This is a genomic window from Streptomyces sp. NPDC027185, assembly GCF_055567035.1.
Genome location: NZ_JBVHRF010000003.1, coordinates 237,471 through 261,783, shown reverse-complemented (window position 1 = coordinate 261,783; position 24,313 = coordinate 237,471). Strand labels below are relative to the sequence as shown.

The following is a 24,313-nucleotide window of genomic DNA, read 5'->3' as shown; positions in this document are numbered from 1 at the left end:
TGATGTCGCGGATCGTCTTCCACCGCCCCGCCCGGGTCGCGCCGCCCCAACTCCCGACCGACCCGGTGGTGGTGGCCGCGCCACCACAGCCGATCGCCAAGGACTCCGGCGCCAACTGGCTGATGCTGCTGATGCCGCTGCTGTCCAGCATCAGCATGGCCGCCTACATGATCGTCGCGGGCAAGAAGATGCTGATCCTCCTCGGCATCTCCTTCGTCCTCCTCTCCATCGGCCTCACCTTCGGTGTCCGTATGCAGATGCGCGGCACCCAGCGCAAGCAGCGGCTGAGCGCCCGCGACCGCTATCTGGAACACCTCGTCGAGATCCGGAAGACGGCCCGTCAGGTCGCCTCCGACCAGCGCACCGTCGCCGCCTGGCAGCATCCGTCGCCGCACCGCCTGTGGGCCATCGCCCGGCGCCGGCGCCGGGTGTGGGAGCGGCGCCCCACCGACCCGGACTTCCTGCACGTCCGCATCGGTACCGGCCGCGCGCCGCTGTCGACGCCGGTGCGGCTGGCGACCCGTAACGACCCGACGGTCGAGTACGACGCGCGGGCCAAGGCGGCTGCCGACCGGCTCATCGAGAACACCGCCAGCGTCGGGCACCAGCCCGCGGTCATCGACCTCGACCAGTCCGGTGTCGTCAGCGTGGTGGGCCCGTCGGGGCGTGCCCGCGGGGTGGCCCGTGCGCTGCTGAGCCAGGTCGCGGTGTTGCACGCCCCGGACGATGTCTGCCTGACCGTCGTCACCGGCGGTTCCGACGACGCGCAGTGGGACTGGGCGAAGTGGCTGCCGCACACCCATGAGGAGGACGCGACGGGGGAGGCCGGTGTGGTCCCGCTGGTCGCGGAGGACTTCGACGGGGTCGCCGACCACCTCGCCGCGTGGCTGACCGCCGCGCACGAGCAGGCCGCCGCCGCCCGCCGCACCTTCACCTCCGGCCGGGACGCGGCCGCCAACCGCCGCCGGCTGATCGTGCTGCTCGACGGGTACGACCCGCGCAGCGCCTGGGCCCGCTCCCCCGTCGCCACACAGCTGCTGGCGGACGCCGGTCCCGGTACCGGCGTCACCGTCGTGTGCGTGGTCGGCCGGGAGGCCGACGAGCCGACCCGGGCCGATGTCCGGGTGCACGTCGGCGACGAGGGCGAACTGCGCATCGAAAACCGCCACAACGACCACCGCGGCGGCGGCACCCCGTACGTCGAGGGCGCCGTCGCCGACGAGCCGGCGCCGGTGCTGTGCGCGGCGACCGCCCGCGCGCTGGCGCCGCTGCGGCTGTCCGCGGAGGGCGAGGAGATCCTCGCCCAGACCATGTCGCTGCCGAACCTGCTGGGCGTACCGGACCTCGACTCGTTCGATCCGGAGGACCTGTGGATCGAGCCGGACTCCGAGGACGTCCTGCGCTTCCCGGTCGGTTTCGACGCCGAGGGCAAGCCGCTCGCCCTGGACCTGAAGGAAGCCGCCCAGGGCGGTATGGGTCCGCACGGTCTGGTCGTCGGCGCCACCGGCTCCGGCAAGAGTGAGCTGCTGCGGACGCTGGTCGGCGGACTGACCGCGATCCATTCGCCGGACATCCTCAGCTTCGTCCTCGTCGACTTCAAGGGCGGCGCGACCTTCGCGGGCGTCACCGAACTGCCGCACGTCGCCGGTCTGATCACCAACCTGGTGGACGATCTGGCCCTCGTCGACCGGGTCCGCGACGCCCTCCAGGGTGAGCAGCAGCGGCGGCAGAAGCTGCTGCGGGACGCCGGCAACCTCGACAACGTCCGCGAGTACCAGCTGCGCCGGGCCGCCGGGCAGACCGGTCCCGACGGCAAGCCGCTGGAGCCGTTGCCGTACCTCCTCGTCATCGTCGACGAGTTCGGTGAGCTGCTGTCCAGCCGGCCCGACTTCATCGACCTGTTCGTGCAGATCGGTCGCGTCGGCCGAAGCCTCGGTATCCATCTGCTGCTCGCCACGCAGCGGCTGGAGGAGGGCAAGCTGCGCGGGCTGGAGTCCAACCTCTCGTACCGGATCTGCCTGCGGACGTTCTCCGCGGCTGAGTCCCGCGCCGTCATCGGCACCCCGGACGCCTACCAGCTGCCGCCCATCCCCGGCTCCGCGTACCTCAAGGTCGCCGACTCGGTGTACGAGCGGTTCCGTGTCGCGCACGTCTCCGGGCCGCACGAGAGCGCCGAGGAGAAGAACGCCGTCGAGGGCCCGGTGTCCGCGGCTCCCGTCCTGTTCGGGCTGCGCCACGCGCCGGACCCGGACGCGGAACCGGCGCCCGAGCCCGAGCAGCGCGCCCGGCCGATGCTGACCGGCCCCACCGAGATGCAGGTGCTGGTCGAGCGGCTGCTGCGCTCCGGGCAGGCCGTCCACCAGGTGTGGCTGCCGCCGCTTCCGCGGGCCCTGCCGCTGGACGCGCTCACCGGTCCGCTCGCCGAGGTGCCGGACACCCCGGGGCTGCGCGCCCAGTGGTGGCCCGAGCACGGTTCGCTGAAGCTGCCGGTCGGTGTCGCGGACATCCCCGTGATGCAGCAGCAGCACCCCGTCGTCCCGGACTTCGCGCACGAGTACGGGCACCTCGCCCTCATCGGGGCGCCCCAGTCGGGCAAGAGCATGTTCCTGCGCACCCTCATGCTCTCCGCGATGGTCACCCACTCCCCCGACGAGGTCCAGTTCCTCTGTGTCGACTTCGGCGGCGGCGCGTTGCAGCCGTTCGACCGGGCGCCGCACGTCAGCGGCGTGGTCGGCCGGCACGACCTCGAACGGGTGCAGCGCGCGCTGGCCGAGGCGAGCCAGCTGCTCACCGAGCGGGAGGCGCTCTTCCGGGAGCTGGGCATCGACTCCGCGGAGGAGTTCCGGCGCCGCCGCGCGGCCGGGCAGCTGCCCGAGGGCGTGCGGAGCGCCGACATCTTCCTGCTCCTCGACAACTGGGCCGGGCTGCGCGGCGAACTCCTCGACAAGATCGACATCGACGCCGTCATCCTGGACATCGCGGCGCGCGGTCTCGGTGTCGGCATCCACCTGGTGCTGACCTCCAACCGCTGGGGTGACCTGCGGCTGGCGCTGCGGGACAGCATCGCCGCCCGGCTGGAGCTGCGGCTCAACGACCCCGGCGAGTCCGAGATCGACCGCCGTGCGGCGCGCCGGTTCGCGTCCTCGACGGCCCCGGGCCGCGGTCTGGCCCCCGGCGGTGTGCAGTTCCAGGTGGCGCTGCCGCGGCTGGACGGGATGGACACCCTCGACGGGCTGGCCGAGGCGCAGCAGGACGCCCTCACCAAGATCGCCGACTCGTGGCCGGCGGCCGCGGCGCCGCCCATCCGGATGCTGCCGGAGCGGATCACCCGCGCCGAGCTGGCGGCGCTGCCCGCCGCGTCGGACCGCCCGTCGGCGGGTGTGGCGATCGGCGTGGCGGAGCAGGACCTGCTCCCCGTCCACGTCGAACTGACCGACGCCGACCCGCACTTCCTGGTGTTCGGCGACTCCGCCTCCGGCAAGTCGGCGTTCCTGCGCAGCTGGCTGACGGGGATGGCCGAGCGGTACTCCGCGTGGGAGGCCCGTTTCATCGTCATCGACTACCGGCGTTCGCTGCTCGGCATCGTCCCCGACGAGCACCTGGGCGCGTACGCGGGCGACGCCACCGCCGCCGCCTTCTACGCCGAGCAGGTCGCGGAGAAGCTCGCCGAGCGGATGCCGCCGGCCGATGTCACCCACCAGCAGCTGCGGGACCGCGACTGGTGGGAGGGGCCGGAGCTGTACGTCGTCGTCGACGACTACGACCTCGTCGCCAACGGGCGGCAGTCGCCGCTGGCGCCGCTCGTGGACTATCTGCCGCAAGCGCGTGAGCTGGGCTTCCACCTGGTCACGGCGCGCCGGGTGTCCGGCTTCGCGCGGACGGCGATGATGGATCCGATGCTGACCCGGGCCAAGGAGCTGGGCGCCTCCGGCCTGGTGCTGTCCGGTGAGCCGAAGGAGGGCGTGATCCTGGGCTCCGAGCGTGCCGAGCCGCGCGCCCCGGGCCGTGGTGTGCTGGTGCAGCGCCGCGCCCCGCGCACCGTGCTGCAACTCGCGCTCACCGAGGCGGACGCCGCCGAGCCGGGCGACGGCCACTGACCGCCGCACCGCGCTGAAAGCCCGTACGTCTGTGGGGCCCGGTCCGCCGGGCCCCACAGGCATGTCCGGGGCCCGCCGTCCGTCCGCGGCCGGGCCCGCGCGCGGGCGCGAGGCCGTCTCATCCGCTGTCGTCGTCCCACTGGTCGAGCAGGTCCGCGTCGCTCAGCGCGGCGACGGGCGGCGTGCCGGGCTCCAGGGCCTGTTCCGTCCACACCACCTTGCCGCTGTCGGGGTAGCGCGTCCCCCAGCGTTCGGCGAACTGCGACACCAGGTACAGCCCTCGGCCGCCCTCGTCGGTCATGGCGGCGCGCCGCAGATGCGGTGCGGTGGGGCTGCCGTCGGAGACCTCGCAGATCAGGCTGCGGCCCCGCAGCAGCCGTACGCGGACCGGGCCGGTGGCGTAGCGGATGGCGTTGGTGACGAGTTCGCTGAGGATGAGTTCGGTGGCGAAGGCGAGGTCGCCCAGGCCCCAGGAGTCGAGCCGCGCGGCGACCTCCGCGCGGACCTCGGCGACGGCCGCCGGGTCGCCGGGCACGGCCCATTCGGCGACGTGGTCGGCGTCCATCCGGCGGGTGGCGGCGACGAGCAGGGCGATGTCGTCGCCGGGCCGCGGTCCCACCATGGCGTCGAGGACCGCCTGGCAGGTCTCCCGCGGTCCGGCGCCGGGCAGCGCGGCGAGGACGTCGCGGAGGGTGGCGAGTCCGGTGTCGAGGTCGCGGTGGCGGTCGGCGATCAGCCCGTCGGTGAAGAGCACCAGCCGGCTGCCCTCGGGCAGTTCCAGGGTCAGCGTCTCGAACGGTTCGCCGCCGAGGCCGAGCGGCGGTGAGACCGGCACGTCGGGGAAGCCGACCGTGCCGTCGGGCAGGACGAGCGCCGGGCCCGGGTGCCCGTTGGTGGCCATGGTGCAGCGGCCGGACGCCGGGTCGTAGACCGCGTACAGGCAGGTCGCGCCGGAGACCTGGGCGGTGTCGGCGGCGCCGCTGTCGTCGATCCGGGCGACCAGTTCGTCGAGGTAGCCGAGGAGTTCGTCGGGCGGCAGGTCCAGGGCGGAGAAGTTGTGCACGGCGGTGCGCAGCCGGCCCATGGTGGCGGCGGCGTGCAGTCCGTGGCCGACGACGTCCCCGACGACCAGCGCGACGCGGGCGCCGGGCAGCGGGATGACGTCGAACCAGTCGCCGCCCACCCCCGCCTGCGCCGGGAGGTAGCGGTAGGCGACGTCCACCGCGTCCTGGTCGGGCAGCCCGCCGGGGAGCAGACTGCGCTGGAGGGTGACGGCGGTGGCGTGTTCGCGGGTGTAGCGGCGGGCGTTGTCGATGCAGACCGCGGTCCGTCCGACCAGCTCCTCGGCGAGCGCCAGATCGTCCTCGTCGAACGGCCCGGATGCCGCGGTGCGCCAGAACTCGGCCAGCCCCAGCACCCGGCCACGGGCCCGTACCGGCACGCTGATCAGCGAGGTGAGTCCGAGGGCGTGGATCCGCTCGGCCCGCCCGGCGTCGACCGGCGCGGTGGCGGCGTCCGCGGTGGCCCCGGACCGTCCGGATCCGCCGGCCAGCTCCGGCACCTCGGCCACGTCGGGGACGAGGACCGCCTCCCCCTCGGCGAGGGCACGGGCGTGCGCGGCGGGCCGTACCGCGGTGACCGGCTCGCCGACGGGGAAGGTGACGTCACCGCCGTCCGGCACCGCGGTGACCGCCGTGCGGCGCAGCGGATGGTCCGCCCCGTCCGGTTCCTCACCGCTCAGCACGGGGTCGGCCAGATCGATGGTGGCGACGTCGGCGAAGCGCGGTACGGCGACGTCGGTCATCTCGCGGGCGGTGCGCCGTACGTCCAGGGTGGTGCCGACCCGGGCCCCGGCGTCGTGCAGCAGCCGCAGCCGCTCCCGGGCGGCCTCCGCGCGGCCGGTGACCGCCTGGAGTTCGGTGGTGTCGCGGAGCGTGGCGACGCTGCTCGCCGTCCCGCCGGGCCCGTCGGTGAGGCGGACGTTGATGACCAGCATCCGGTCGCCCGCCGGGCGGACGGCGTCCGACACCGCGCGGTGGTCGGTGAGCAGCGCGGCGACGGACGGCTCCAGGCCGAGCGCGGTGACCTGCCGCTCCTCGGCGTCCGGCCCGAGGTCCAGCAACCGCCGCGCCTCGTCGTTGGTGAGCAGCAGCCGCCCGTCGGCGTCCACGATCAGCACTCCTTCGCGGACGGCGTGCAGCACCGCGTCGTGGTGCTCGTACATCCGCGTCATCTCGGCGGGCCCCAGACCGTGGGTCTGGCGGCGCAGCCGGCGGCCGACGAGGACGGTGCCGGCGGCGGACAGCGCCAGGACGCCCGCGGCGCTCCCGAGCAGCACCGGCAGTTGCGCGGTGGTGCTGCTCTGCGCCCGCTTGACGGTGACGCCGACCGAGACCAGCCCGGCGGTCGAGCCGTTGCCCCGGGGGACCGGTACGACGGAGGTGACGGTGATGCCGTGGACGCCGGGGATCGTCCGGGTGAAGGCGCCCTGGGTGAGGGCGTCCTCGTACATGCCGCCGGCGTGCTGGCCGATGAGGGACGGGGAGGGGTCGGTGTAGCGGACGCCCCGCGGGCTGAGGACGACGACGAAGTCCACATCGGCGACGTCCCGGATCGCCTCGGTGCGCGGTTGCAGTTCCGCGGTGGGGTCCCGGCTGTCCAGCGCACGGGCGGTGCCGGGGGCCCGTGCGAACGCCTCGGCGACGGCCCGGGAGCGGTGCTGCGCGTCGCGGGTGCTGGCGCTGCGCGACTGGAGGAGCAGTCCCAGCGCGGCGACGCTCACGAGAACGACCACCAGCACCAGCTGCACCATCATCAGCTGTCCCGCGAGGCTCCGCGTGTTCCAGGGGAAGCCCAGGGCCCGCGGTACCGCGGAGCCCGGTGCCCGGTGCCCGTTCTTGCGCATGCGCTATCCGTCACCCGCCGGATCGCCACGCACGCCTCGGTCGGATACCGGCCCGGCCCTGTGGCTGAGAAACTGGAAGCATATCGACGTAAATGTACCAATTTATCACCACATTCTCGGGAGGTCGCGATCACCGCCACCCGTTCCGCCGCACCCATCACCCGCCCCGCCTCGCCCGTTACCCCAACTTTTCGGCCATTGAGGAGATTTGCGGAGAAGTCCGGAGGGAGTACCGCACCACATGGGAAATGCACGGCAGCCGCGGCCGAGGGACCGGAAGGCGACGGCGCCCGCACGCCGCGCCCTTGCGATTCCTCGCCCGGACACGGCGCACGGGCGCCGCCACGGCCCGGTTCGGACGATCCCCCGCGTCGTCCGAACCAGCCCTTACGGCCGGATTCACCCCTCGAAGAGCCAGGTGTCCGGCGTGCGCTGAGTATACTGGCTGCCAGCCAGCCAACGCAGGAGTTACAGGATGTCCCCTCGCAGCGCATCGGTCAATGAAGAACTGCGGCGGCGTTCGCGCGAGCGGCTGCTCCAGGCGACGACCGACCTCGTGGGCGAGCGCGGCTACGACGCCACGACCCTCGGCGACATCGCCCTCCGGGCCGGCACCGCACGCGGTCTGGTCTCGTACTACTTCCCCGGCAAGCGGCAGCTCCTCCAGTCGGCCGTGCACCGTCTGATGCACCTCACCCTCCAGGAAGCTCTGGAGCGCGCGCCGCGTCCGGAAGGCCCCGACGCGGGGCGGGAGCTGATGGCCCGCGCCATCGACGCGATCCTCGGACTCACCCGCGACCACCCGCTGCTGATGCGCACCCACATGGCCGGCATCCTCACCGCCGACGGTTTCATCCAGTGCCCGGAACAGCAGCGGCTCGCCCATCTCCTCCGCGAAACCGTCGTCGCCTACGGCTCCACCGACCCGGACGCCGACTACCCCTTGCTGCGCGCCCTGTTGATGGGCGCCGTCGTCCCCCTCCTCCTCCCCGGCGCCCCCACCCCCCTGCCCCGCCTGCGCGCCGAACTCTTCCAGCGCTACGGCCTCGACTGGGAGTCGGGCTTCCCTCCGGAGGACGCCTGCCCGGAGGGACAGCCGGGAGCGCGGACCGCCGGTGCGCGGGTGGCCGCGCCGCGGGACGGGGAGCCGGGGGCCTCCTAAGCCCTGTCGTCACGTTCCCGTCCGGCCCACGGGGCGGCCTACGGCCCCACGGTCCGACCAAGGGGCGACGACCCCAAAACCCCTTCTCACCTGCGCGCTTCACCCGGTACGGTCTCGACCACGTTCCCACTGCGGGGAGCTGGTGAGTCCGCGCGGCCGCCCCGGCAGTCCCGTTGAAAGCAGGTTTCGTCCATGGCGTGTCGTATCAGTGAGCTCGTACTCGGTTGCCGTGACCCCGAGATGCTGGCGCGGTTCTGGTGCGAGGTCCTGGACTTCGTGGTGCTCGATCGCGAAGGGGACGACTGCTTCGAGATCGAGCCGCTCGAAGGGTTCGGCGGACCGCAGCCGACCATCATCCTCAGCCGCAGGGACAAACCGGAGCCGGGCAAGTCCCGGCTGCACATCGACGTCAACGCCACCGACCGCGATCAGGACGCCGAGCTCGAACGTCTCCTGAAGCTCGGGGCGCGCCCGGCCGACATCGGCCAGACCGGCGACGAGCAGTGGCACGTTCTCGCCGACCCCAACACCTCTAACTACCAGTTCTAAGAGTACCCGCAGCATCAACGACAGAGCCCCGCCCGGCGCATAGCCGACCGGGGCATTTTGCTGTCTGGCGTCAGTGGCAGAACGACGACTTCACGGCGGTCACGATGTCCGCGGCCTGGTCGTCCGTAAGGCTCGGCACGGTGCCACCCTCGAACCGCGCCTTGGCGTTGCCCTGGACGGTGCCCGCGTCCTTGCCCTGGTGCACGTCCAGACAGACGTTGCGGGCCCTATCGACCGTCCGTTCCTCCTTGGCTACCAAGCCGGGGTCTACGGCCCGCAGGGCGCGTACGAGGGCGGCCGTCTGCGCGGCGTCAGGCGACGGGATGCTTCCGGGCTTTGACGCCGTCGGGCTCGGCGTCTCCGAGGGTGCCGCCGTGGCGGTAGCGCTCGGTTTCGGATCAGCGGCGGTGACCTTGTCGGGCTCGCCCTCGAACAGTGACAGAACGCCACCGAACGCCACCACCGCTACTCCTGCAATGACCCATGCTTTCCGCTTCACGCGGCCCTCCCGTGTTCGTAAGAGTGGCAATGCGTATCACGCGGGTCACACAGGTTGTGCACGTTTTCGGCACATCTGAGATGTACACCGCTCCTTGCCCGGGTCATGTCGAGTAGCCCCGGAGAATCACGCGCGCGATTTCGGCGAGTACGTCATGCCGGGTGCCGTCGTCCGCGAGGGCGCCGGAGTATCCGGCGGGTAGGTGCCTGTCTACGTGCCGCACCCCGGCATCAATGTCGGGCAGGTGCCCCGCTGGCGTGCTGAGGGTGTCTGCCGCGTCGTAGGTGCGGCGGATCAGGTCTGCGGTGAGCGCGTCAAAGTCGGTGGCGGTCATGGGCGGACGGTAGGGCGCGTGTCGTCCACCGGGGGTGGGTACGCGAAAACCCCGCCCGATCGAGGGGGCGGGGTTTCGCTGAAGGGAGGCGGGGAGCCGTCTACGGGCGGGTCGGGACCTCTCCGGGCATCGGGCCGGGGGCAACTTCCGGCGCGTGGTCGGGGCACGCCCACAGGGTGGCTCCGGGGCCGCTGGTGGTCTGGATCCAGCGGACGGGCATGGGGGCAGCGGTGAGGCGGCGGCACTTCATACACCGCGCGGTGGTCACGGCGGGGCCGGTGGTGCGGGATATGCCGTCGGGGGTCACGCGGCGGCCCCCTGCGGAGCGGTGCGGGCGCCCGTGATGTTGATGGTTGGGAAGTCGTAGTCAACGCCGATTTCGGAGAACGCAGCGGCCCACCAGCGTTCGCGCTGTTCCGGGGTGAGGTACCAGGTCTCTTCGGCGTGGAAGATGGCGCGTGCGTCGTCGGCGCTCGGTCCTCGCCACGGGCGGGACCAAACGCTGACGGACTCGGGCACGGGCGCGGGGACGGCACGGCTGGCAAGGTGTTCGGCGGAGTGGCGTCCGGGCCGGCGGGGGGCGAGGACGGAGAGCACCCAGGAGAGGGCGCGGGCGATAACATCGCGCATGTCGGTTCAGCTCCCATTAGCTGATCGGCGGAGCCCCGGTGGACCGGTCCTAAGCGGTCTTCCGGGGCGTTTTCGTGTTCGGCGCTCACGCTAAAGCCAACACGTCTAACCCGTCTACCTGTCTACCTGGTATGCCCGTCTAAGTCGCTCAAGGTTGGCCGGGTGTCTACGCTCTCCCCTATGCCTGAGCACGCACCCGACGCGAACACCCCGCACGCCCCGTACATGCGGGTGCGGGACGCCCTCTCCGCAGACATCAAGTCGGGCACGCTCGCCCCCGGTGACCGCATTCCGTCTGAAGCTGAGCTGTGCGCACGATTCAAGGTGGCGCGGGAGACCGCGCGGCGAGCAGTGCGGGAACTCCGGGGGCGCGGGCTTGTCGTCACCGAGTGGGGGCGGGGTTCGTTCGTCGCCGAGCGGACCGGCCAGGGCGACTAGGGTTCACACGGGCGGCCCCGGTGGCCCCGGTTTGGGACGTGCGTGATGCTCGTCGGGGCTACGGAACGCCGGGGCCGCCCGGACAGCGTGTACGGCCCTGCCCGAACCCCCGTCAGAGGTTCATGGGCGGGGCCGTTCCGGCTCTAGCGTCGTAGATCGCGGGTTTCGTTCAGCTTCCGCAGCGCTGCGTTGAGCGTCGGCCGGTGGCCGGGGCAAGGACGTTCAGCGGGGAGTGCCAGGACCTTCCAGCACGTCATGCAGCGCAGTACCCCGGGGTGTTCCGGGTCGCTCTCCACGCTGCCACCGCACCGGGGGCACTCCTGCATGCTGACTCCCTACGCCGCTACGTCGAACTCTCCCAGCTTGGCACCGCTGAGGAAGTCGGCCCACTCCTCCGTCGTGAACTCGACCGCCCGGCCGGTCACGGAGCTACGAACGACCACGGTGCCGGGTACGTTGGTCGCGACTTCCACGCACCGGGGGTCGTTGTTGTTGTACTGACATGCGCTGGACGTACGGAATTCGAAATCGGGGACGGCGCTCATGTGCTTCTCCCTGTCTTCTTCGGTTCGCTTCACCGTGTGCCCGCCCTGATTCAGGGGGCGGGCCCCGCCCGACCGTCATGCGGACGACGGGCGGGGCCTTGTGCTACTGCTGCGCGGTCTCGCGTAGGCAGTCGAGGCAGACCCAGCGCGCTCTTGCGATCAGACGGGTTCGATCCTTCGGGTGCTTGCCGCACCATTCGGACGCCCCTGCCCGGTCGGGTAGATCACGCTTGATCATCATGCCGATGCGCTGTCGGTTGGTCGGCGGTTCGTCAGAGAACGGTGCCGGTTCACTGCTCGTCATCGTCGCTCGTGGTTTCTTCGGGTTCGGGCTCGCTGGCTACCACGGTCTCATTCTCGAATACGTCGTAGCCGTTCACGTTTTCGTTGGGCATCTTTGCCACCCCCTTCCCTCCTCGAATTCCTGTGCGGCGGCTTTACGTTGGGTGCGGGTGGAGGTCTCCTAGGGGCGTGTGCCGCAGTGCGGGACTCGCTACTGTGGCGTTGTATGGAGCGCCCCTTCATCTCCCCCGATTCGGACCATCTGGCGTGCGGCATCTGTCCGGCGAAGCGGTTCCCGCGCGAGGGGTTCGTGATCTACGACCGCCCGACTCGGGAATGTCCGTTCAACCCTGCTGACGGATACCGCTACACGTCCGACGGGACACCGGCCTGTGTTCACCCTCACAAGGTGGGGCTTGAACCGGACCGGATCGCGCCGCCTCCAGCTCCGTTCGAACCGGAAGCGGCGGACCCTGCCCCGACGGCTAAGCGGCGGCGCCCAAGGGGATGGCTACCTTTTTTCCGCGCTCGGTGACGCCGATACCGGCGTACACGGTGTCCAGGACGCGGCGGCGGCGTTCGGTCTCGCCGGCCCCGATCCAGTACCGGGAGTTCAGGCTGCCAAACGCCTGCCGGTAGACCTGGTGGGTGTAGTCGCCGTGATCCCAGGGCTTGTTGCCGTGCTCCATGTCCGTCATGTGCACGAACTGGATTCCGTGACGCTGCATCATGCGCGTCAGCAGGGAGAACTGCGCCATCATGGCGTGCGTCATGGTGTCCACCGGGACGGGGAGGGGAAGTTCCGCCGCCTGTTCCCGTTCGTTGGCGTCGGTGAGGTCCCAGACTGCGGACTTGATCGCCATGGCGCGGACGGCCTCGATGAAGAGCCCCGGTGCGTCGGCTACGGCGTCGTAGTCCGTGATGATCGGGTACCCGTAGAAGTCGTCCCAGTCACTGCTGTACTGCGAGACTGCCTTTTCGAGACGCCCGATCTCGGGGTCGCCCATCAGGGCCGTGTGGATTTCGCGGGCACGCTCCGCCACCCGTTCCGGGGCGGGGCGATTGAAGATTTCGTTCACTTCCTGCACTCCTCTGTTGGTGGTGCATTCGGCTACCGACCGCCCGACTGCCGCTGTCCTTTAGACAGTCGGGCGGAGTCCCCTTGCCCGGACTCGAACCGGGGTCACCTGCGCGCCGCAACCTTGTCTCCAAAATTGCGGGTTTTCGGGGCTCTTCCTGACTGAGCTACAAGGGGTGGGAGTTCCAGAGGGCCGGCCGCCGAAGAGTACGGCGGCCGGGCAGCATCTCTCAGTTATTTTCTTCCCGATGATTGGCGGCAAGACGGGCGGCAGTCACATCGGCGATCACTTGGTTCGCCTCACGGTCACTGTCGCTGATGCTCGGGTCATGCAGCTGGTTGCGCGCGGCGCCGAGTTCCCTGATGGAGTCGAACAATTCGTCATCGCTCATGTCGGGCATAGTTTTTTCCTTAGCTGTTTTTCGGGTGTTATTTGGAGCCCGCCCCGGGAAACCGAATCGTCAGGGATCGCGGGGCGGGAGCTTATACAGCGGAACAGCACATGCGGCAGGCGGTTCTACCCGCCTGTACCGCCTCTTTGAGAGAGCAGACATCAATGCGGATCGTCAGGCACCCACCCAGCGCTACGCAGTTCGCGGAGAGGTGGTACACCTTTGCCCCCGGGATCACGAATACCGACGTCGTGATCGCACTCATGACTCTCCCTGGCGCGGAGCCCGGGGCGTGCTTTTGGTTCGCCCCCACATCCGTATTAGCAAGTCCAGGTTCCGGGCGTCTTGCACATGGATTTCAGCTTCCCGCCTCCGCGTACCCTGGTCGCGATTTCCGTTGGAATGCGGTTTGTGAGTGCGGGGCTTCATCTCTCTCACTTCACTTCTCCAGGACTTGAAAGTTACTTAGTGCGGGACCGCCCGCCCCCAGCGAGCGGCCCCGCTCCCGCCGGCATGACCAACCGGCGGCCCCTTTCCGTACCGCCTACCGGGGGGAGTAGTTGGCGGCCGGAAAGGAGTTTGAGTTAAGCCGTCCGGCAGTCCGGGCAGTTGACGGCACGGAGCCATTCCGTGACGCGCTCGCCGTCCCCGGCGCCGCATTTGGGGCGGAGATCGCCGGTGCCGGTGAGTTCGTGGACGCGAAGAACGTCGTCCCCGACGGTTCCGGCGCGGGTTGCCGTCTCGGCAGTCGTCATCGCACTCTCCACGGGTCTTCGGCCACGACGTACAGCGGAGCGGACAGTCCGCCGATACGGTGAGTCATCGGCTCCGGCGGACCGATGGGGTGCTCGTCGGAGGGACGGCGGACGGGCCAAACGGCGAGCGTGTAGGTGGTCCGCCCGTCATGCACAGCGACGATCAGGGGTTGCCCGGACTTGATGTGCCGTTGGGCCACCCGGTCGGCGGTGGGGTCGGATGCCCACGCGCGAAGGGCATCGATCTCTGCATGGCACATCGCTGAATCCGGGTCGAGCTGGTCCGCGAGGATGCCCGCCCGATCCTGTGCCCAGCGGGCCGCGAGAAGCGACGACTCCGTACGGCGCACGGCCAGCACCCATGACTCGGCGGCTGCCTCAGCCGGCGTCCATTCAGCGCGCAGTTCACCGTAGTAGCCGGTCACAGCAACTCCCCCCGACTCCGCGCGTTCAGGCGGGCGTTGGCAGCTTGCAACCGCTCCGTGGCCGTGGCGGGCCGAGCGTCCGACGGGGCAACGGTCCACGTATCCCGGCCGGCGACCGCCCGCAGCTCCCACCGGTCGTCAGCCTCTCGATGGAACGCGCCCACTCGTCCGCGCTCGGTGTCCATGAAGAGGGCGCCAGGGGCAGGCGCCGGGATCGTGCCACTCATCGCCGCGGTGTCTCTGCGACGGGCGCCAACCGCGCCACCTGCGAGGGCGTGAGCAAGGGCGGTGCCACTCGGGTCGCCCGGACGCCATCCGGATACGTCTCGATCACGACACGGGACGCCGGGGCGATGATGCCTACCTTCTTCAGCGCCTGGTCAAGCTGTTCCGCCGCTTCCTTGCACGCCTGATACGGCGTACGGGCAGCCCGTTTCATCGGCTGTTCTCCTCGCCTTGGGGGACTCTCAGGCTGACCCGAACTCCAGCTAATGTGTAGAGGGTTCGGCACTCAATCAGGCACGTGAATACCACTGCATATGCCAACCTCTCTGGCCAGCGCGTTCGTTCGCGTGTACGGCTTTGTTCACGAGACTGGAGGCGACTATGGCGACGGCCCCGCAGCGCGATGTTGACGCGGAGGACAACGACCCTCGGCGACTGTTCGGGGATGCGCTCCGTGAAGCCCGCGAGTTGTACGAGCCCAAGCCCATGACGCAAGCGGAGCTAGGCAAGAAGTTGAAAATCAGCCCAGCATCCGTGAGTCGGCTAGAGGGGGTCGGGGCGATCCCGGCTGATGTACCGGCGAGGTTGGACGAGATTTTCAAGACTGACGGGCTGTTCAAGAGGTTGTACGAGCGCATCTTGAAGTCTGCGTTCAGCGACTACGCCAAGCGTCGAATCGAGCTGGAAGAACGCGCCGTTGAGATCGCCGACTGGACACCAACCGTGGTTCCTGGCCTACTCCAAACCGAGAACTACGCACGCACGCTCCTGCGGGCAGGTAACCCACGGGCCACAGATGCGGAGCTGTCCAAGTGGGTAAAGAACCGGATTGCGCGGCAGGCGATCCTGTCCCGAAGCGGCTGCCCGGATCTCACCGTCGTTCTCTGCGAGTCAGTCATCAGACGGCGCGTTGGGACACCGGAGGTGATGCGCAGTCAACTCGCGTACCTCCTGTCACACGCCAGCCGCCCGACCACTCGGTTGCAGGTGCTCCCTCTCCACTCAGAGCCGCACGGCCTGATGGACGGCCCGCTGACTACCCTGACTCTGCCTGATGGGGCTGTTCTCGCGTACACGGAAGGGATCGCTACGGGCGCCGTGATCGAGGATCCGGCGAAGGTTCGGCACCTACGGCGAGCATACGATGGGGTAAGCGCGTCGGCGCTCTCAGGCATGGAGTCGGCGAGCCTGATCCGTAGGTGCATGGAGGAACTATGAAGCCGTCCGAGCGGCCGTCCGACTGGACTAAGTCCAGCTACAGCAACCAGGATGGGGGCGGAGCCTGCATCGAGTTCCGGACCGCAGACAGCATGGTGCAAGTTCGGGACAGCAAGGTACCGACCGGCCCGCGCCTCACGCTGACCCCCATTGGGTGGTCCGGGCTCGTCGAGTTCGCTCGGAACACCGACGCGTAAGCCCGCTGCCCCTCCCCCACCGGAGCCCCGCCACCCTTTCCCCTGTGGAGTGGCGGGGCTTTCGTGTGCCCGCGGACTCAGAGTGCGGCACCGGCACCGGGGGCCGCGCGCTCTCCGTACGTCATGCGACGAGCCCTAGCCGGCGGCCGGGCCGGGCGGGGCGATGCTGCCCGTACTCGCAGATGGTCACGGGCGAATCCCACTGCTCCCACATCCCCGTACAGCCGCGTCGCCACTCCGCGGAGCCGACCAGGACACCGGTACGGGTGTCCCGGACCAGCACGCGGAGCCCGCAGTACCACTCGGCCCCGCGGAGCAATCGCGCGACGATCTGCCCTTGGCAGTCCAGGACCGTCCGAAGATCGGTACAACTCGTGATCATGTTCTCGCCGAGCACTTCCGGAACTTCCGGGCACGCTCCCCACGCTGCCCCCCGTCCGAGTGCGGACACCGTTGTTCGCACTCGATACTCATCGCTGTGTGTAGCCATACCGTGGACCGTAGTACACGTATTCGGTTGAATGGAAGTCAGCATTCCGGGAATATTTCCAGACCATCCGGTTTGCATGATGCCCTTCGCGGGGTGACTTCCATGGTCATCCAGGACGGAGTGACCGGTATGTACGTGAGATACAACCGCACGGACGGTCTGCTTTCGGCCCGATCGGGGCCGCGCGCGCCATCCGAGAGTCATCACGCTCAGTGACCACTTTCCGGACGCGTCACCTGAGTTGGCGTCACTCTCTCGGCAGGATGAGGGAGTCGGACTTCCATCCCGCGACGAACTCGGACCGTCGCCACGGTTCGCCCCTCGGCGTCCCGTACGTGGTAGTCCAGCCACGCCCCGCAACGGGCGACCGTTACCCTTCCGCCGCCGTGCGCCGGGAGCGTCACCGTGCCCGCGGCCCCCACCCGGTACAGCTCGGCGAAACGTTTCGCCCCCTTGGTGCGCGCCTGCTGCACCTGGTACCGGGTCGCGCCGATGTCCGCGGCCAACTCGTCGTCATCGGATCCGCGGCGGTACTGCGGGACGGGCGAGATGCCGTACCCCGCTTTCAGGACGTGCCGCTGACGTTCGGAGAGCGCACCAAGGGCGCGGTGGACCTGGTCCCGGATGACGGTCCGGCGGTGGGAGGCGATGTCTGCGGAGGTGACCAGCTCGGCGGGGGTCCCCGTCTCGCGCTCGATCATCTCGGCGAGAGTCCGCGGGCCGGCCAACGGCGCGCCGTCACCGGTGAATTCAGGGACCAACGGACGCTCCAGGTAGTCGAGTCCGTGCCATGAAATCCGGGCGGCGTACGCCGTCTCGGGGCGCATCTTCCGATCTCCCATTTCTTCGCTCGCCGCAATACGCTCGGCCTCGAACGGGTCACCTCCGGCGAGGGACAGTGCGGCTTCAAAATCCTTTGCGGTGCGCGGACTCACACCGGGCCGAGTTTCGGCGCGGAGGGCATCGAGCATTGCCGTACGAAGGTGCCGGTCCATGTAGGCCATGAATGCCTGCGGGGAGTCCCCGTCGAATTTTTCTACGCACTGCCAGACGGATATCCGGCCCGCCTGCGCGAGTTCTTCGGCCAGAGAATTTCCGTTCTCAACGTGCGATCCTGCGTAGTGGCGTGCGCGCGATGAAATGAGTGCTTCCGTTTCGCGGATAATCGCCGATACGGCGTCAAGATCGCCGCTCTTCGCGGATTCAATCTGGGCGTGCGTAAGGTGCGTCATGGGCCGTCGCTCCGTGCCTCGGGGTCTTTGGCCCCTTGTGGGGGCCGAGGAATTCCCGGAACGGAGCGCACGGGCCCTAGAAAGGGCCTATGGCCCTATGCAATGCGCCTTGCAAACGGGCATGAAAATGCCCCGTCCCGGGTGAGCAGGACGGGGCTTGCGCATTGCCGTGTCGCTGCGTGGCAATGAACGTAGGTACGCACCAACAGAGCGGCAATGCGGATCAAACGGGCATTCAGTTATCTACATGCACTTACTTGATGGTTTAGGTCACCACTCGCAACTTTTGAACACTGTCGGCGAATTCGTTACGCCATTCCGCTACGCAGAGCACTCGAATGTGAATGGATCATGGAGAACGAGACCTCACCGTGACATTGCGGCGCGCAACCACTCAAGAAACGGGCTATCTAGCGCCCGGATTTCTAGAGGCCCCGGAACGCCGGGAATCGGGTTAGTACGGCGCTCCGTAGAGGCTGCCCCAAGATCGTCCGCCGATTTCTGCGCCGGCCGTGATGGGCACGCCGTAGAGATCCATGGTCATGCACCGCTCAAACTCTCGGGCAATTTCCATTGCTTCCCGCTCGGGCACTGATGCCAGCAACTCGTCATGAATTGGAAGGCGGCAGTATTCGAGCAATCCGGCTGACTCGACATTGAGCATGGCCTGCCCGAGCAGATCCCGCGCCGCACTCTGACAGGCATAATTGACCACGCTGTAAGTCCGGTCCCGGTCAAGCGGGAGTCGGCGACCGGTGGCGGAGATGAACACCATGCGGTTTTGGAAAGCCTGCCGCTGCCACCGCGAAGACGCCCGTTTGATCTCCGGGAAAGCCTGGTCGTACGCGGCGACCGCTTGCGCAATCTCGGATTCAGTGGCGCCGGTCTGTTTGGCAATGGTCGTGATGCCGCCGCCGTAGACCTTTCCGAATCCCGCGCCCTTGAATACCTTTCGGTCTCTCGGGGTGGCCTTGTCGCCCTTGATGAGCCTTGCCGTGTAGGCGTGAATATCCAACTCGTCACCCCCGTTGACGAACCCTTCCGACATACGGCGCACCTTGGCGAGGGCGGCAAGAACCCTCATTTCCACAGCCTGAAAGTCAGTGCTGACCACTACGTGACCGGGCTCGGCGAGGATCGCGCGGCGGATCACGTGATCGGATGACGGGAGCTGGTGCAGCCCCGCCGTGACGCTCATCCGTCCCGTGCGTGCGGCGAGCGGCGAAATGGCGGGGTGTATGCGTCCCGCGGCGGATGCCTTGGACAAGAACGCTTCCGCGTAGGTCTTGCCCCACTTGCCCGCGCGCTTGGCCCGAAGTACCGCGTAGGCCAAGGGGTTCGGTTCGCGTGCCCCGATCCGTTCCCAGTCCCGGTCAAGGTCGGCGAGCGGGAGGAGAACCGTCTTGTCCGTGGCGAGGGCTCCGCCCTTGGTCCGATCGGTGAGCCGTTCGCCCATGCCCAACAGCGCGTCCGCCACCTGTGCGGGGCTACCGACCGACACGACCCCGTACCGGGCCGCAATGGCGCTGTACTTCTCAGCTTCCTCGGTGAGCCGGCCCGCGAGGAGCGCGGCGTACTCCTGGTCCACCAGTAGCCCCCGGCGCTGCATGACCGCGCAGAGCCTCGCTATCTCGTGCTCGTACGTCACCAGCTCGGGGCGCACGCCGAGCCGGCCCAGCTCCCGGCGGAGTACGGGGGCGAGCCGCGCCGTAAAGATCACGTCGAGACCGGCATAGAGCAAAAAGGTGGGGTGCGTGAGTGGAATTCCCGCCCACCCGGTTTCTTTCGTGAACCCGAGACTGTTGAAAACCTTTGTAAGCCCGCCCTGAGTATCCGGAGCCGCGGGGTCCACCCAATGCGCCGAAAGCGGCTTGAGCCCGGTCCCTATGCCGCCCTCGGAGGACTGCCGCGGATCGATCAGAGCCGCGAGTACGCGGGTGTCTGTTGTCCACGGCGCGAGTTCTTCCAACGGGGTGTCTGCATGCTCATCCAAGACGAGCCAATCAAATATGGCGTTGTGGATGAGCACTTGACGGCAACAGCGCATTGCCTCGCGGGCGGACTCCGCGTGCCGCCCTCCTTGCTCGTACAGCAGAACCCACGCGTCCCGCTCGTCCCCGAATTGCACGGTCCGCAAGCGGTAGCCACGGGAGTAGATATCGAGGCCGGTTGTCTCGGTGTCCAGCGCAATCGGCCCCCGCTCCCGTGCCCGGTACAGCCATTCCCAGAAATCCTCCAAGTCCTCGGCGGTCTCGGGTACGTGCACGGTGACGGACTCGCCGGCTACCTCATGCCGGTACGTCTTCACTTGTCCCCCTAAAAGAAAGGCGGGCTGCCCACCTGGTGTTGGTGGACGACCCGCATTAGTGGCCGGTGTTACGTGCCGAATATTCCCGGCCCGTTCACAGCATCGGGGCTTTCATCGGCAGCACGGAGTCCGACCAGGGCAATACCGCGCGCCGTCTTCCTGCGGTACACGCCGCGTTCTTCCATGGCGTCATAGAAAGTACGGCGGGTCCACCGCTCCCGCGCCGGCAAGTTCTCAGATTCCGCCCACTCCAGATAGGAATTGAAAGCGTCGGTGCCGTGCATTACTTGATCGTCGTCGGCCCGCTCCAGCACTCCGGGGAAGAACCCGGCCAGTTGGTCCGAGGTCTCGCGGTACTCACGGGAAGCAGCCGTGATGACCTGCGGGTCTTGGAGTCCGCCCCGGCGCCACTCGACCGCCCCGCGGACCGCCCACGCAGCGATTCCCTCTGCTTCGGCAAGCAGCCGCGTATCTAGCTCGCGGTCCCGTTCGTCCGGCGCGAACCTCCGCACGAAGGGCAGTAGCTTGACGCGCCGCCAAAGCCCGTCGTCCTGGCCCTTAAATTTCGGCTTATAGTTAGTTGCCAAGAGCAGTAGAAAAGTCGGCTTGAATTCGAAAAACTCCCGGCGAAGGTATCGTGCGGAAATCACGTCCTTCCCCGTGACCCGCTTCAGGATCGCTTCGGACATGGGCACCCCGTTCTCCCCCTCGGACGCCATTACCAATCTAGCTCCCCTGAGCGCAGCAATATCATTGGGAATCCCCCCGCTTCCCTTTACCTCGAACGTGCTGAACGGAGTCGTGCGGGTGATGGGGCGGAATACAGACGTGAGGGTATCCACCAGCACGCTTTTCCCGTTGGATCCCTTCCCCCAGAAGACGGCGAAGGATTGCTCCGTGGCATGCCCCGTAATTCCGTATCCAACGAGCCTCTGAATATATGCGGGCATCTCCGGCATGCCGGGGAAGATCTCGGTGAGGAAGGATTCCCATCGGCGGCATTCGGCGTCGGGCCGGTACTCAAGATCCAGCCCGTATGTCAGCATGTCGCCCATGTTGTGCGGGCGGATGCGACCGGTTCGCAGGTCCACCACACCGTTTCGAAAGTTGAGCAAGTCCGGGCGGTTGTCGAAATCGACAGCTTCCACCCGCACAGATGGCACCGACTTAAGTTCCTTCATCAGCGCGTCAATTCGGCTGGTCATGGTGAAACCGCGTGCCGCCTGTGTCTGTCCCGCGAGGACGAGCGCGGCTCCCATCCGATGGATTTCCTGGCGCACGCGAGTATCCGAGCGGATCCACATACGCCCGTCCCAGGAATAGAACCCGAGACTGGGCGCGTACCTGATTCGGCCCCCGCACCACGCCACCAACGCGTGAGCATTCATCGCGTCGGACTCGCCGAGCTGTCCGACGAGCCGCGCCAGGATTTCCGCTGCTTCGGCGCCCTGGTCGCGCGTCACCGCATCGGCCCCGGTGCGCTCGGCTAGCTCGGCGGACCGCGCTTCCGCCACCGCGTCCCCGGAGCCCTGTACGGGGCGGGCAGCCTTGACGGCGCGGTGCAGCTCGGCCGCGAACCCCGCAGGATCGTCCTCGCGCCAATCGGTCAAGTCCCAACCAGCGCGGGGAAGTTCGAGCGCGTACGCGGTCACTCCGTGCTCGTCGAGTCCCGCGGCGAGCCGGGAAGTGAACCCGCTGCCCGCGGTGTCGTTGTCCCCGGCGAGGATGACGAGCGCGCCCCGCAGACCCGCAGCAAGTTCGGCAACCAGCTCGGGCGAGCGGACGAGGGCAGCCCCGCGAATCGCCACGGCGTCATAGCCGCACGCAACGGCGGTGAGCGCGTCCCCTGGTCCCTCGCAGACCAGGACCGTCCCGTACTCACCCGCCCCGCGGAACACGCCGTACGGGCTCCACCTGTGCTTGCGCGGGTTGACCAGGGACAGCCACCGTGCCGGACAGTCCCCGGACAGGTCCCGCCCCTGGAGCCCCCGCGCGGCACCGTCCCACCCGTACAGCGGGACCGTCAGACGGGGATGCGCGCGGTACTGCCTGGAGAGATAGGGGAAGCCCTCGCCCTGGTCGCCGGGGTCCACGCCGATACCGAGTTCCGCGGCAGTCTCCACATCGAGACCGAACCGGTCGGCAAGGTAATCCCGAGCACGCTCGGCCCACGCGGACGCGTAGTTGCCGAGCGCTGCCGATGTACGGTCGATGTACGCGGCGAGCGGGGCCACCAGCCGCGCGGGGATCAGCTCGGGCCGCTCGGCGGACACGGTGTTGCCGGGGCCGGACACGTCGAACAGGTCTGACCAGGACAGCCCGGCAGCCTTGATCACGTCCGCGGTATCGCAGCCGGCGCGGCAGGTGAGCCGCGCCTTCAGATCCTTCCCCCTCCATATACGGAGCGAGGGGTGCGAGTCCTGGTGTGCGGGGCACGTGGCGGTATAACCGCCGCCGGCTCTTCCGTGACCTGGTCGAACCGGGCGAGCAGGTCAGCGAGCAGCACGGCTGCCCACCCCCGCCCGCAGATCGGACAGCAGCGCGGCGAACCGCTCAACGTCGGTCGTCAGATACCAGCGGTCGGAGTCGAGCCCCCGCACGGTTGCGGTGAACCCGTAGCGCTCGGACATGGTGCGCGAGGACAGCCCGAGGGCCGTACGTGTCCGGGTCCACGTTCGTACGTCGAAGTGGACGCGTCCCGCGCGCACGCCGAGCCTGCGCACCTTGTGCACCACGACCCCGAACGGGAATCCCGCATGCACGGCTCCCACTCGTGCTTGCCGTAGCCACGTGGGGACGGCCGGGTTCTTCACGTCCTTGCATTCGAGGATGAACGGCGCGGCGTGCACGTCGCCCACATCCGCTGAGCCCTCTTGCGCGGGCCGCCGGACGTTCATTCCGTCGAACGGGTCGCGGAATGCTCCGGCACTGTCCACCAGCCCCAATCGGAAATTGAGGAAGTTCCGCACCGCGGATTCCCACGCGGTACCCCTGGCCTTGTTGGGGTTAGCCACCGTGGGCCCCCTGCACTACGCGGGCACCGCGCGCCATAGCGTGAGCGGCAGCAGCGAGATACCGAATCCAGTCCTGGTGATTCCGGTAGTCGGGGTGCAGGCGCACCGTGTCCCCGGGGCCGAGGGCCCGCACGTCGCCGAGCGGCGGACCCGACTTGGCCGAGATAGAGATTTCCACTGTTCCCCCATGCGAAAGGGCCGACCACACCCCACGGGTACGATCGGCCCTTTCTGTGCCGTGCTGTTACGCGTCGCGCTCTCCGGTTACGTCCGGCATGACCAGCCGGACGTGCTCGGCGGAAATCCACTCCTTACGGAGGGATCGGCGCTTGGTGAAACCCGACTCCGCCCCGGTCGGGATGACACGGAGCATGGCGCGCAACCGTCCATCGACCAGCTTCGCCGTTACCTTTTCGATGATGGCGTCAGCCATACGCACACGGTTCCCCTGCCGTGCCGCGTAGGCGATCAAATCCCCGCGATAAATTTCATCTCCGCTGTAGTCCGTGACTACACCGCGCTTTCCCATATACCCCCCTGGTACGTCAGTAGATGCCGGTACGCGGCGAATGCCTGTGCCGGTGCCACGCCATTACCGATGGCGCGCAAGTGGTCCCGGCGGGTGAGTCCGGAAATGCCGGTTACCCATCCGGGTGTGAGCCCCATGAGCCATTCCGCGAATTGGGCCGTTACTCGGATCCCTCCACGGGGACCGATTTCTGTTGGCGCCGGGGCCGGATAGCCGGTTATTTCTTCCCATCGGCGGATGACGGGGAGGTATTCGCCCCACCATGCGGAAGGCGAATGACCACTGTCCGCAGATTCATGCCACCGGTCCGTTTCGGAGAGTTCCCGGGGCCGCCCGTCGCGTCGGATGCCGTCGGAGTAGGGAAGTAGAAAACAAACTTCGTCGGCCAGTGTGGAGGCGTGCGGTTGAGGCTTCCTACCCCCCCCCCCCCCCCCGCGGATGGGGTTTTTCCAAGCCGTTTCATCGGATGCTGCGCGCCGCCATTTCGCCCAAGATTCGCCGTTGGCGTCTTGAGGAACGGCGACACAAAACCATCTGTCCCGATGGTGTGCGGCTCCAATCCCGGAAGCGCGGTAGCAGCACCATTTCGCGTCATACCCGCTCTCGGCCAGAGACCCGAGAACTTCCGGGAGTCCTCGCCGTCGGATGACAGAGACGTTTTCCAGAAAGACGATTTCCGGTCGTATGATGCGAACTGCGTCGGCGACGTTCTGCCAGATTCCCGAGCGTGTGCCATTGATTCCCCCGCCTCTCCCTGCAATGGAAATGTCCTGGCACGGGAAACCGGCCGTAATGGTGGTCACGTCCCCCGTAAGGGCGTGCCAGTCGATTTCTGTGATGTCCCCGAGATTCGGGGCGTGCGGGTATCGGGTGGTGAGGATTTCGGACGCCGCGGGATCTATTTCCGCGACGTATTCCACGGTGTCCCCGGTGAGTCGTTCCACGGCGAGCCCGAGCCCCCCGTAACCCGCGCAGAGTTCAAGAATGGGCATCGTTCCCCCTGGTCAGG

Annotated in this window: 21 protein-coding genes and 1 tRNA gene; 6 read left to right on the top strand and 16 right to left on the bottom strand. The window is 68.4% G+C overall.

Features of this window, described 5'->3' with window-relative positions:
- The first annotated feature begins 2 nt into the window (after window positions 1-2).
- Entirely contained in the window at window positions 3-4,097 is a 4,095-nt protein-coding gene (eccCa, locus tag ACZ4M8_RS11520; protein WP_467605785.1) for a type VII secretion protein EccCa, read from the top strand.
- A gap of 118 nt (window positions 4,098-4,215) precedes the next feature.
- Here the strand turns inward: eccCa and ACZ4M8_RS11515 are convergent, their stop codons facing one another.
- Window positions 4,216-7,002 carry a SpoIIE family protein phosphatase gene (locus ACZ4M8_RS11515; RefSeq protein WP_467605782.1) on the bottom strand — a complete coding sequence of 929 codons (2,787 nt, stop codon included), beginning with the start codon at window positions 7,000-7,002 and terminating at the stop codon, window positions 4,216-4,218.
- A 475-nt stretch (window positions 7,003-7,477) separates the two neighbouring features.
- On the opposite strand from ACZ4M8_RS11515, the gene ACZ4M8_RS11510 reads away from it, so the two are divergent.
- A complete protein-coding gene (locus tag ACZ4M8_RS11510; RefSeq protein WP_467605781.1) occupies window positions 7,478-8,164 on the top strand; it encodes a TetR/AcrR family transcriptional regulator in 687 nt (228 codons plus the stop codon).
- Window positions 8,165-8,356: 192 nt separating this feature from the next.
- Window positions 8,357-8,713: a VOC family protein gene (locus ACZ4M8_RS11505; protein WP_467605780.1), complete on the top strand. Its 357-nt coding sequence runs from the start codon at window positions 8,357-8,359 to the stop codon at window positions 8,711-8,713.
- 70 nt (window positions 8,714-8,783) lie between these two features.
- Here the strand turns inward: ACZ4M8_RS11505 and ACZ4M8_RS11500 are convergent, their stop codons facing one another.
- The 3 genes from ACZ4M8_RS11500 to ACZ4M8_RS11490 all read right to left on the bottom strand — a co-directional run bounded on the left by ACZ4M8_RS11500 (window position 8,784) and on the right by ACZ4M8_RS11490 (window position 10,176).
- Window positions 8,784-8,972, bottom strand: a complete 189-nt coding sequence (locus ACZ4M8_RS11500; protein WP_467605778.1) for a hypothetical protein — start codon at window positions 8,970-8,972, stop codon at window positions 8,784-8,786.
- A gap of 343 nt (window positions 8,973-9,315) precedes the next feature.
- Window positions 9,316-9,546 carry a hypothetical protein gene (locus ACZ4M8_RS11495; RefSeq protein ID WP_467605777.1) on the bottom strand — a complete coding sequence of 77 codons (231 nt, stop codon included), beginning with the start codon at window positions 9,544-9,546 and terminating at the stop codon, window positions 9,316-9,318.
- A 303-nt stretch (window positions 9,547-9,849) separates the two neighbouring features.
- The gene (locus ACZ4M8_RS11490) at window positions 9,850-10,176 is read right to left on the bottom strand and encodes a hypothetical protein (protein WP_467605775.1); all 327 of its coding nucleotides are present in this window, start codon (window positions 10,174-10,176) and stop codon (window positions 9,850-9,852) included.
- Between the two features lie 180 nt (window positions 10,177-10,356).
- Here ACZ4M8_RS11490 and ACZ4M8_RS11485 point away from each other — a divergent pair, with 180 nt between their 5' ends.
- Entirely contained in the window at window positions 10,357-10,614 is a 258-nt protein-coding gene (locus tag ACZ4M8_RS11485) for a GntR family transcriptional regulator (RefSeq protein ID WP_467605773.1), read from the top strand.
- Between the two features lie 335 nt (window positions 10,615-10,949).
- On the opposite strand, the gene ACZ4M8_RS11480 is transcribed toward ACZ4M8_RS11485, so the two are convergent.
- The 6 genes from ACZ4M8_RS11480 to ACZ4M8_RS11455 form a co-directional block, all read right to left on the bottom strand.
- Window positions 10,950-11,192 (bottom strand): DUF397 domain-containing protein, encoded by a 243-nt coding sequence (locus tag ACZ4M8_RS11480; RefSeq protein WP_467605771.1) that lies wholly within the window; start codon window positions 11,190-11,192, stop codon window positions 10,950-10,952.
- A 734-nt stretch (window positions 11,193-11,926) separates the two neighbouring features.
- Entirely contained in the window at window positions 11,927-12,520 is a 594-nt protein-coding gene (locus tag ACZ4M8_RS11475; RefSeq protein WP_467605770.1) for a hypothetical protein, read from the bottom strand.
- Window positions 12,521-12,598: 78 nt separating this feature from the next.
- Window positions 12,599-12,696, bottom strand: a tRNA-OTHER gene (locus ACZ4M8_RS11470).
- A 53-nt stretch (window positions 12,697-12,749) separates the two neighbouring features.
- Window positions 12,750-12,911: a hypothetical protein gene (locus ACZ4M8_RS11465; RefSeq protein WP_450959183.1), complete on the bottom strand. Its 162-nt coding sequence runs from the start codon at window positions 12,909-12,911 to the stop codon at window positions 12,750-12,752.
- 584 nt (window positions 12,912-13,495) lie between these two features.
- Window positions 13,496-13,666, bottom strand: a complete 171-nt coding sequence (locus tag ACZ4M8_RS11460; protein ID WP_467605767.1) for a hypothetical protein — start codon at window positions 13,664-13,666, stop codon at window positions 13,496-13,498.
- Complete coding sequence (locus ACZ4M8_RS11455) at window positions 13,663-14,091, bottom strand: hypothetical protein (RefSeq protein ID WP_467605766.1); 429 nt, start codon at window positions 14,089-14,091, stop codon at window positions 13,663-13,665. Before ACZ4M8_RS11455 ends, ACZ4M8_RS11460 begins: the two co-directional genes overlap by 4 nt.
- A gap of 606 nt (window positions 14,092-14,697) precedes the next feature.
- Here ACZ4M8_RS11455 and ACZ4M8_RS11450 point away from each other — a divergent pair.
- Window positions 14,698-15,534 carry a helix-turn-helix domain-containing protein gene (locus ACZ4M8_RS11450; RefSeq protein ID WP_467605763.1) on the top strand — a complete coding sequence of 279 codons (837 nt, stop codon included), beginning with the start codon at window positions 14,698-14,700 and terminating at the stop codon, window positions 15,532-15,534.
- Window positions 15,531-15,731 (top strand): DUF397 domain-containing protein, encoded by a 201-nt coding sequence (locus ACZ4M8_RS11445; RefSeq protein ID WP_467605762.1) that lies wholly within the window; start codon window positions 15,531-15,533, stop codon window positions 15,729-15,731. Before ACZ4M8_RS11450 ends, ACZ4M8_RS11445 begins: the two co-directional genes overlap by 4 nt.
- 699 nt (window positions 15,732-16,430) lie before the next feature.
- Here ACZ4M8_RS11445 and ACZ4M8_RS11440 read toward each other — a convergent pair.
- From ACZ4M8_RS11440 to ACZ4M8_RS11415, 6 genes are all read right to left on the bottom strand, one after another.
- A complete protein-coding gene (locus tag ACZ4M8_RS11440) occupies window positions 16,431-17,453 on the bottom strand; it encodes a sigma-70 family RNA polymerase sigma factor (protein ID WP_467605760.1) in 1,023 nt (340 codons plus the stop codon).
- Window positions 17,454-17,907: 454 nt separating this feature from the next.
- Window positions 17,908-19,761, bottom strand: coding sequence for a DNA polymerase (locus ACZ4M8_RS11435; RefSeq protein WP_467605757.1), 1,854 nt, complete (start codon window positions 19,759-19,761; stop codon window positions 17,908-17,910).
- Between the two features lie 68 nt (window positions 19,762-19,829).
- Window positions 19,830-22,097 carry a phage/plasmid primase, P4 family gene (locus tag ACZ4M8_RS11430; RefSeq protein ID WP_467605754.1) on the bottom strand — a complete coding sequence of 756 codons (2,268 nt, stop codon included), beginning with the start codon at window positions 22,095-22,097 and terminating at the stop codon, window positions 19,830-19,832.
- A gap of 156 nt (window positions 22,098-22,253) precedes the next feature.
- On the bottom strand, window positions 22,254-22,775 hold the full coding sequence (locus ACZ4M8_RS11425) for a hypothetical protein (RefSeq protein ID WP_467605752.1): 522 nt from the start codon (window positions 22,773-22,775) through the stop codon (window positions 22,254-22,256).
- A gap of 244 nt (window positions 22,776-23,019) precedes the next feature.
- The gene (locus tag ACZ4M8_RS11420) at window positions 23,020-23,208 is read right to left on the bottom strand and encodes a hypothetical protein (RefSeq protein ID WP_467605750.1); all 189 of its coding nucleotides are present in this window, start codon (window positions 23,206-23,208) and stop codon (window positions 23,020-23,022) included.
- Between the two features lie 77 nt (window positions 23,209-23,285).
- Window positions 23,286-24,296 carry a DNA cytosine methyltransferase gene (locus tag ACZ4M8_RS11415; RefSeq protein ID WP_467605748.1) on the bottom strand — a complete coding sequence of 337 codons (1,011 nt, stop codon included), beginning with the start codon at window positions 24,294-24,296 and terminating at the stop codon, window positions 23,286-23,288.
- Window positions 24,297-24,313 lie beyond the last annotated feature (17 nt).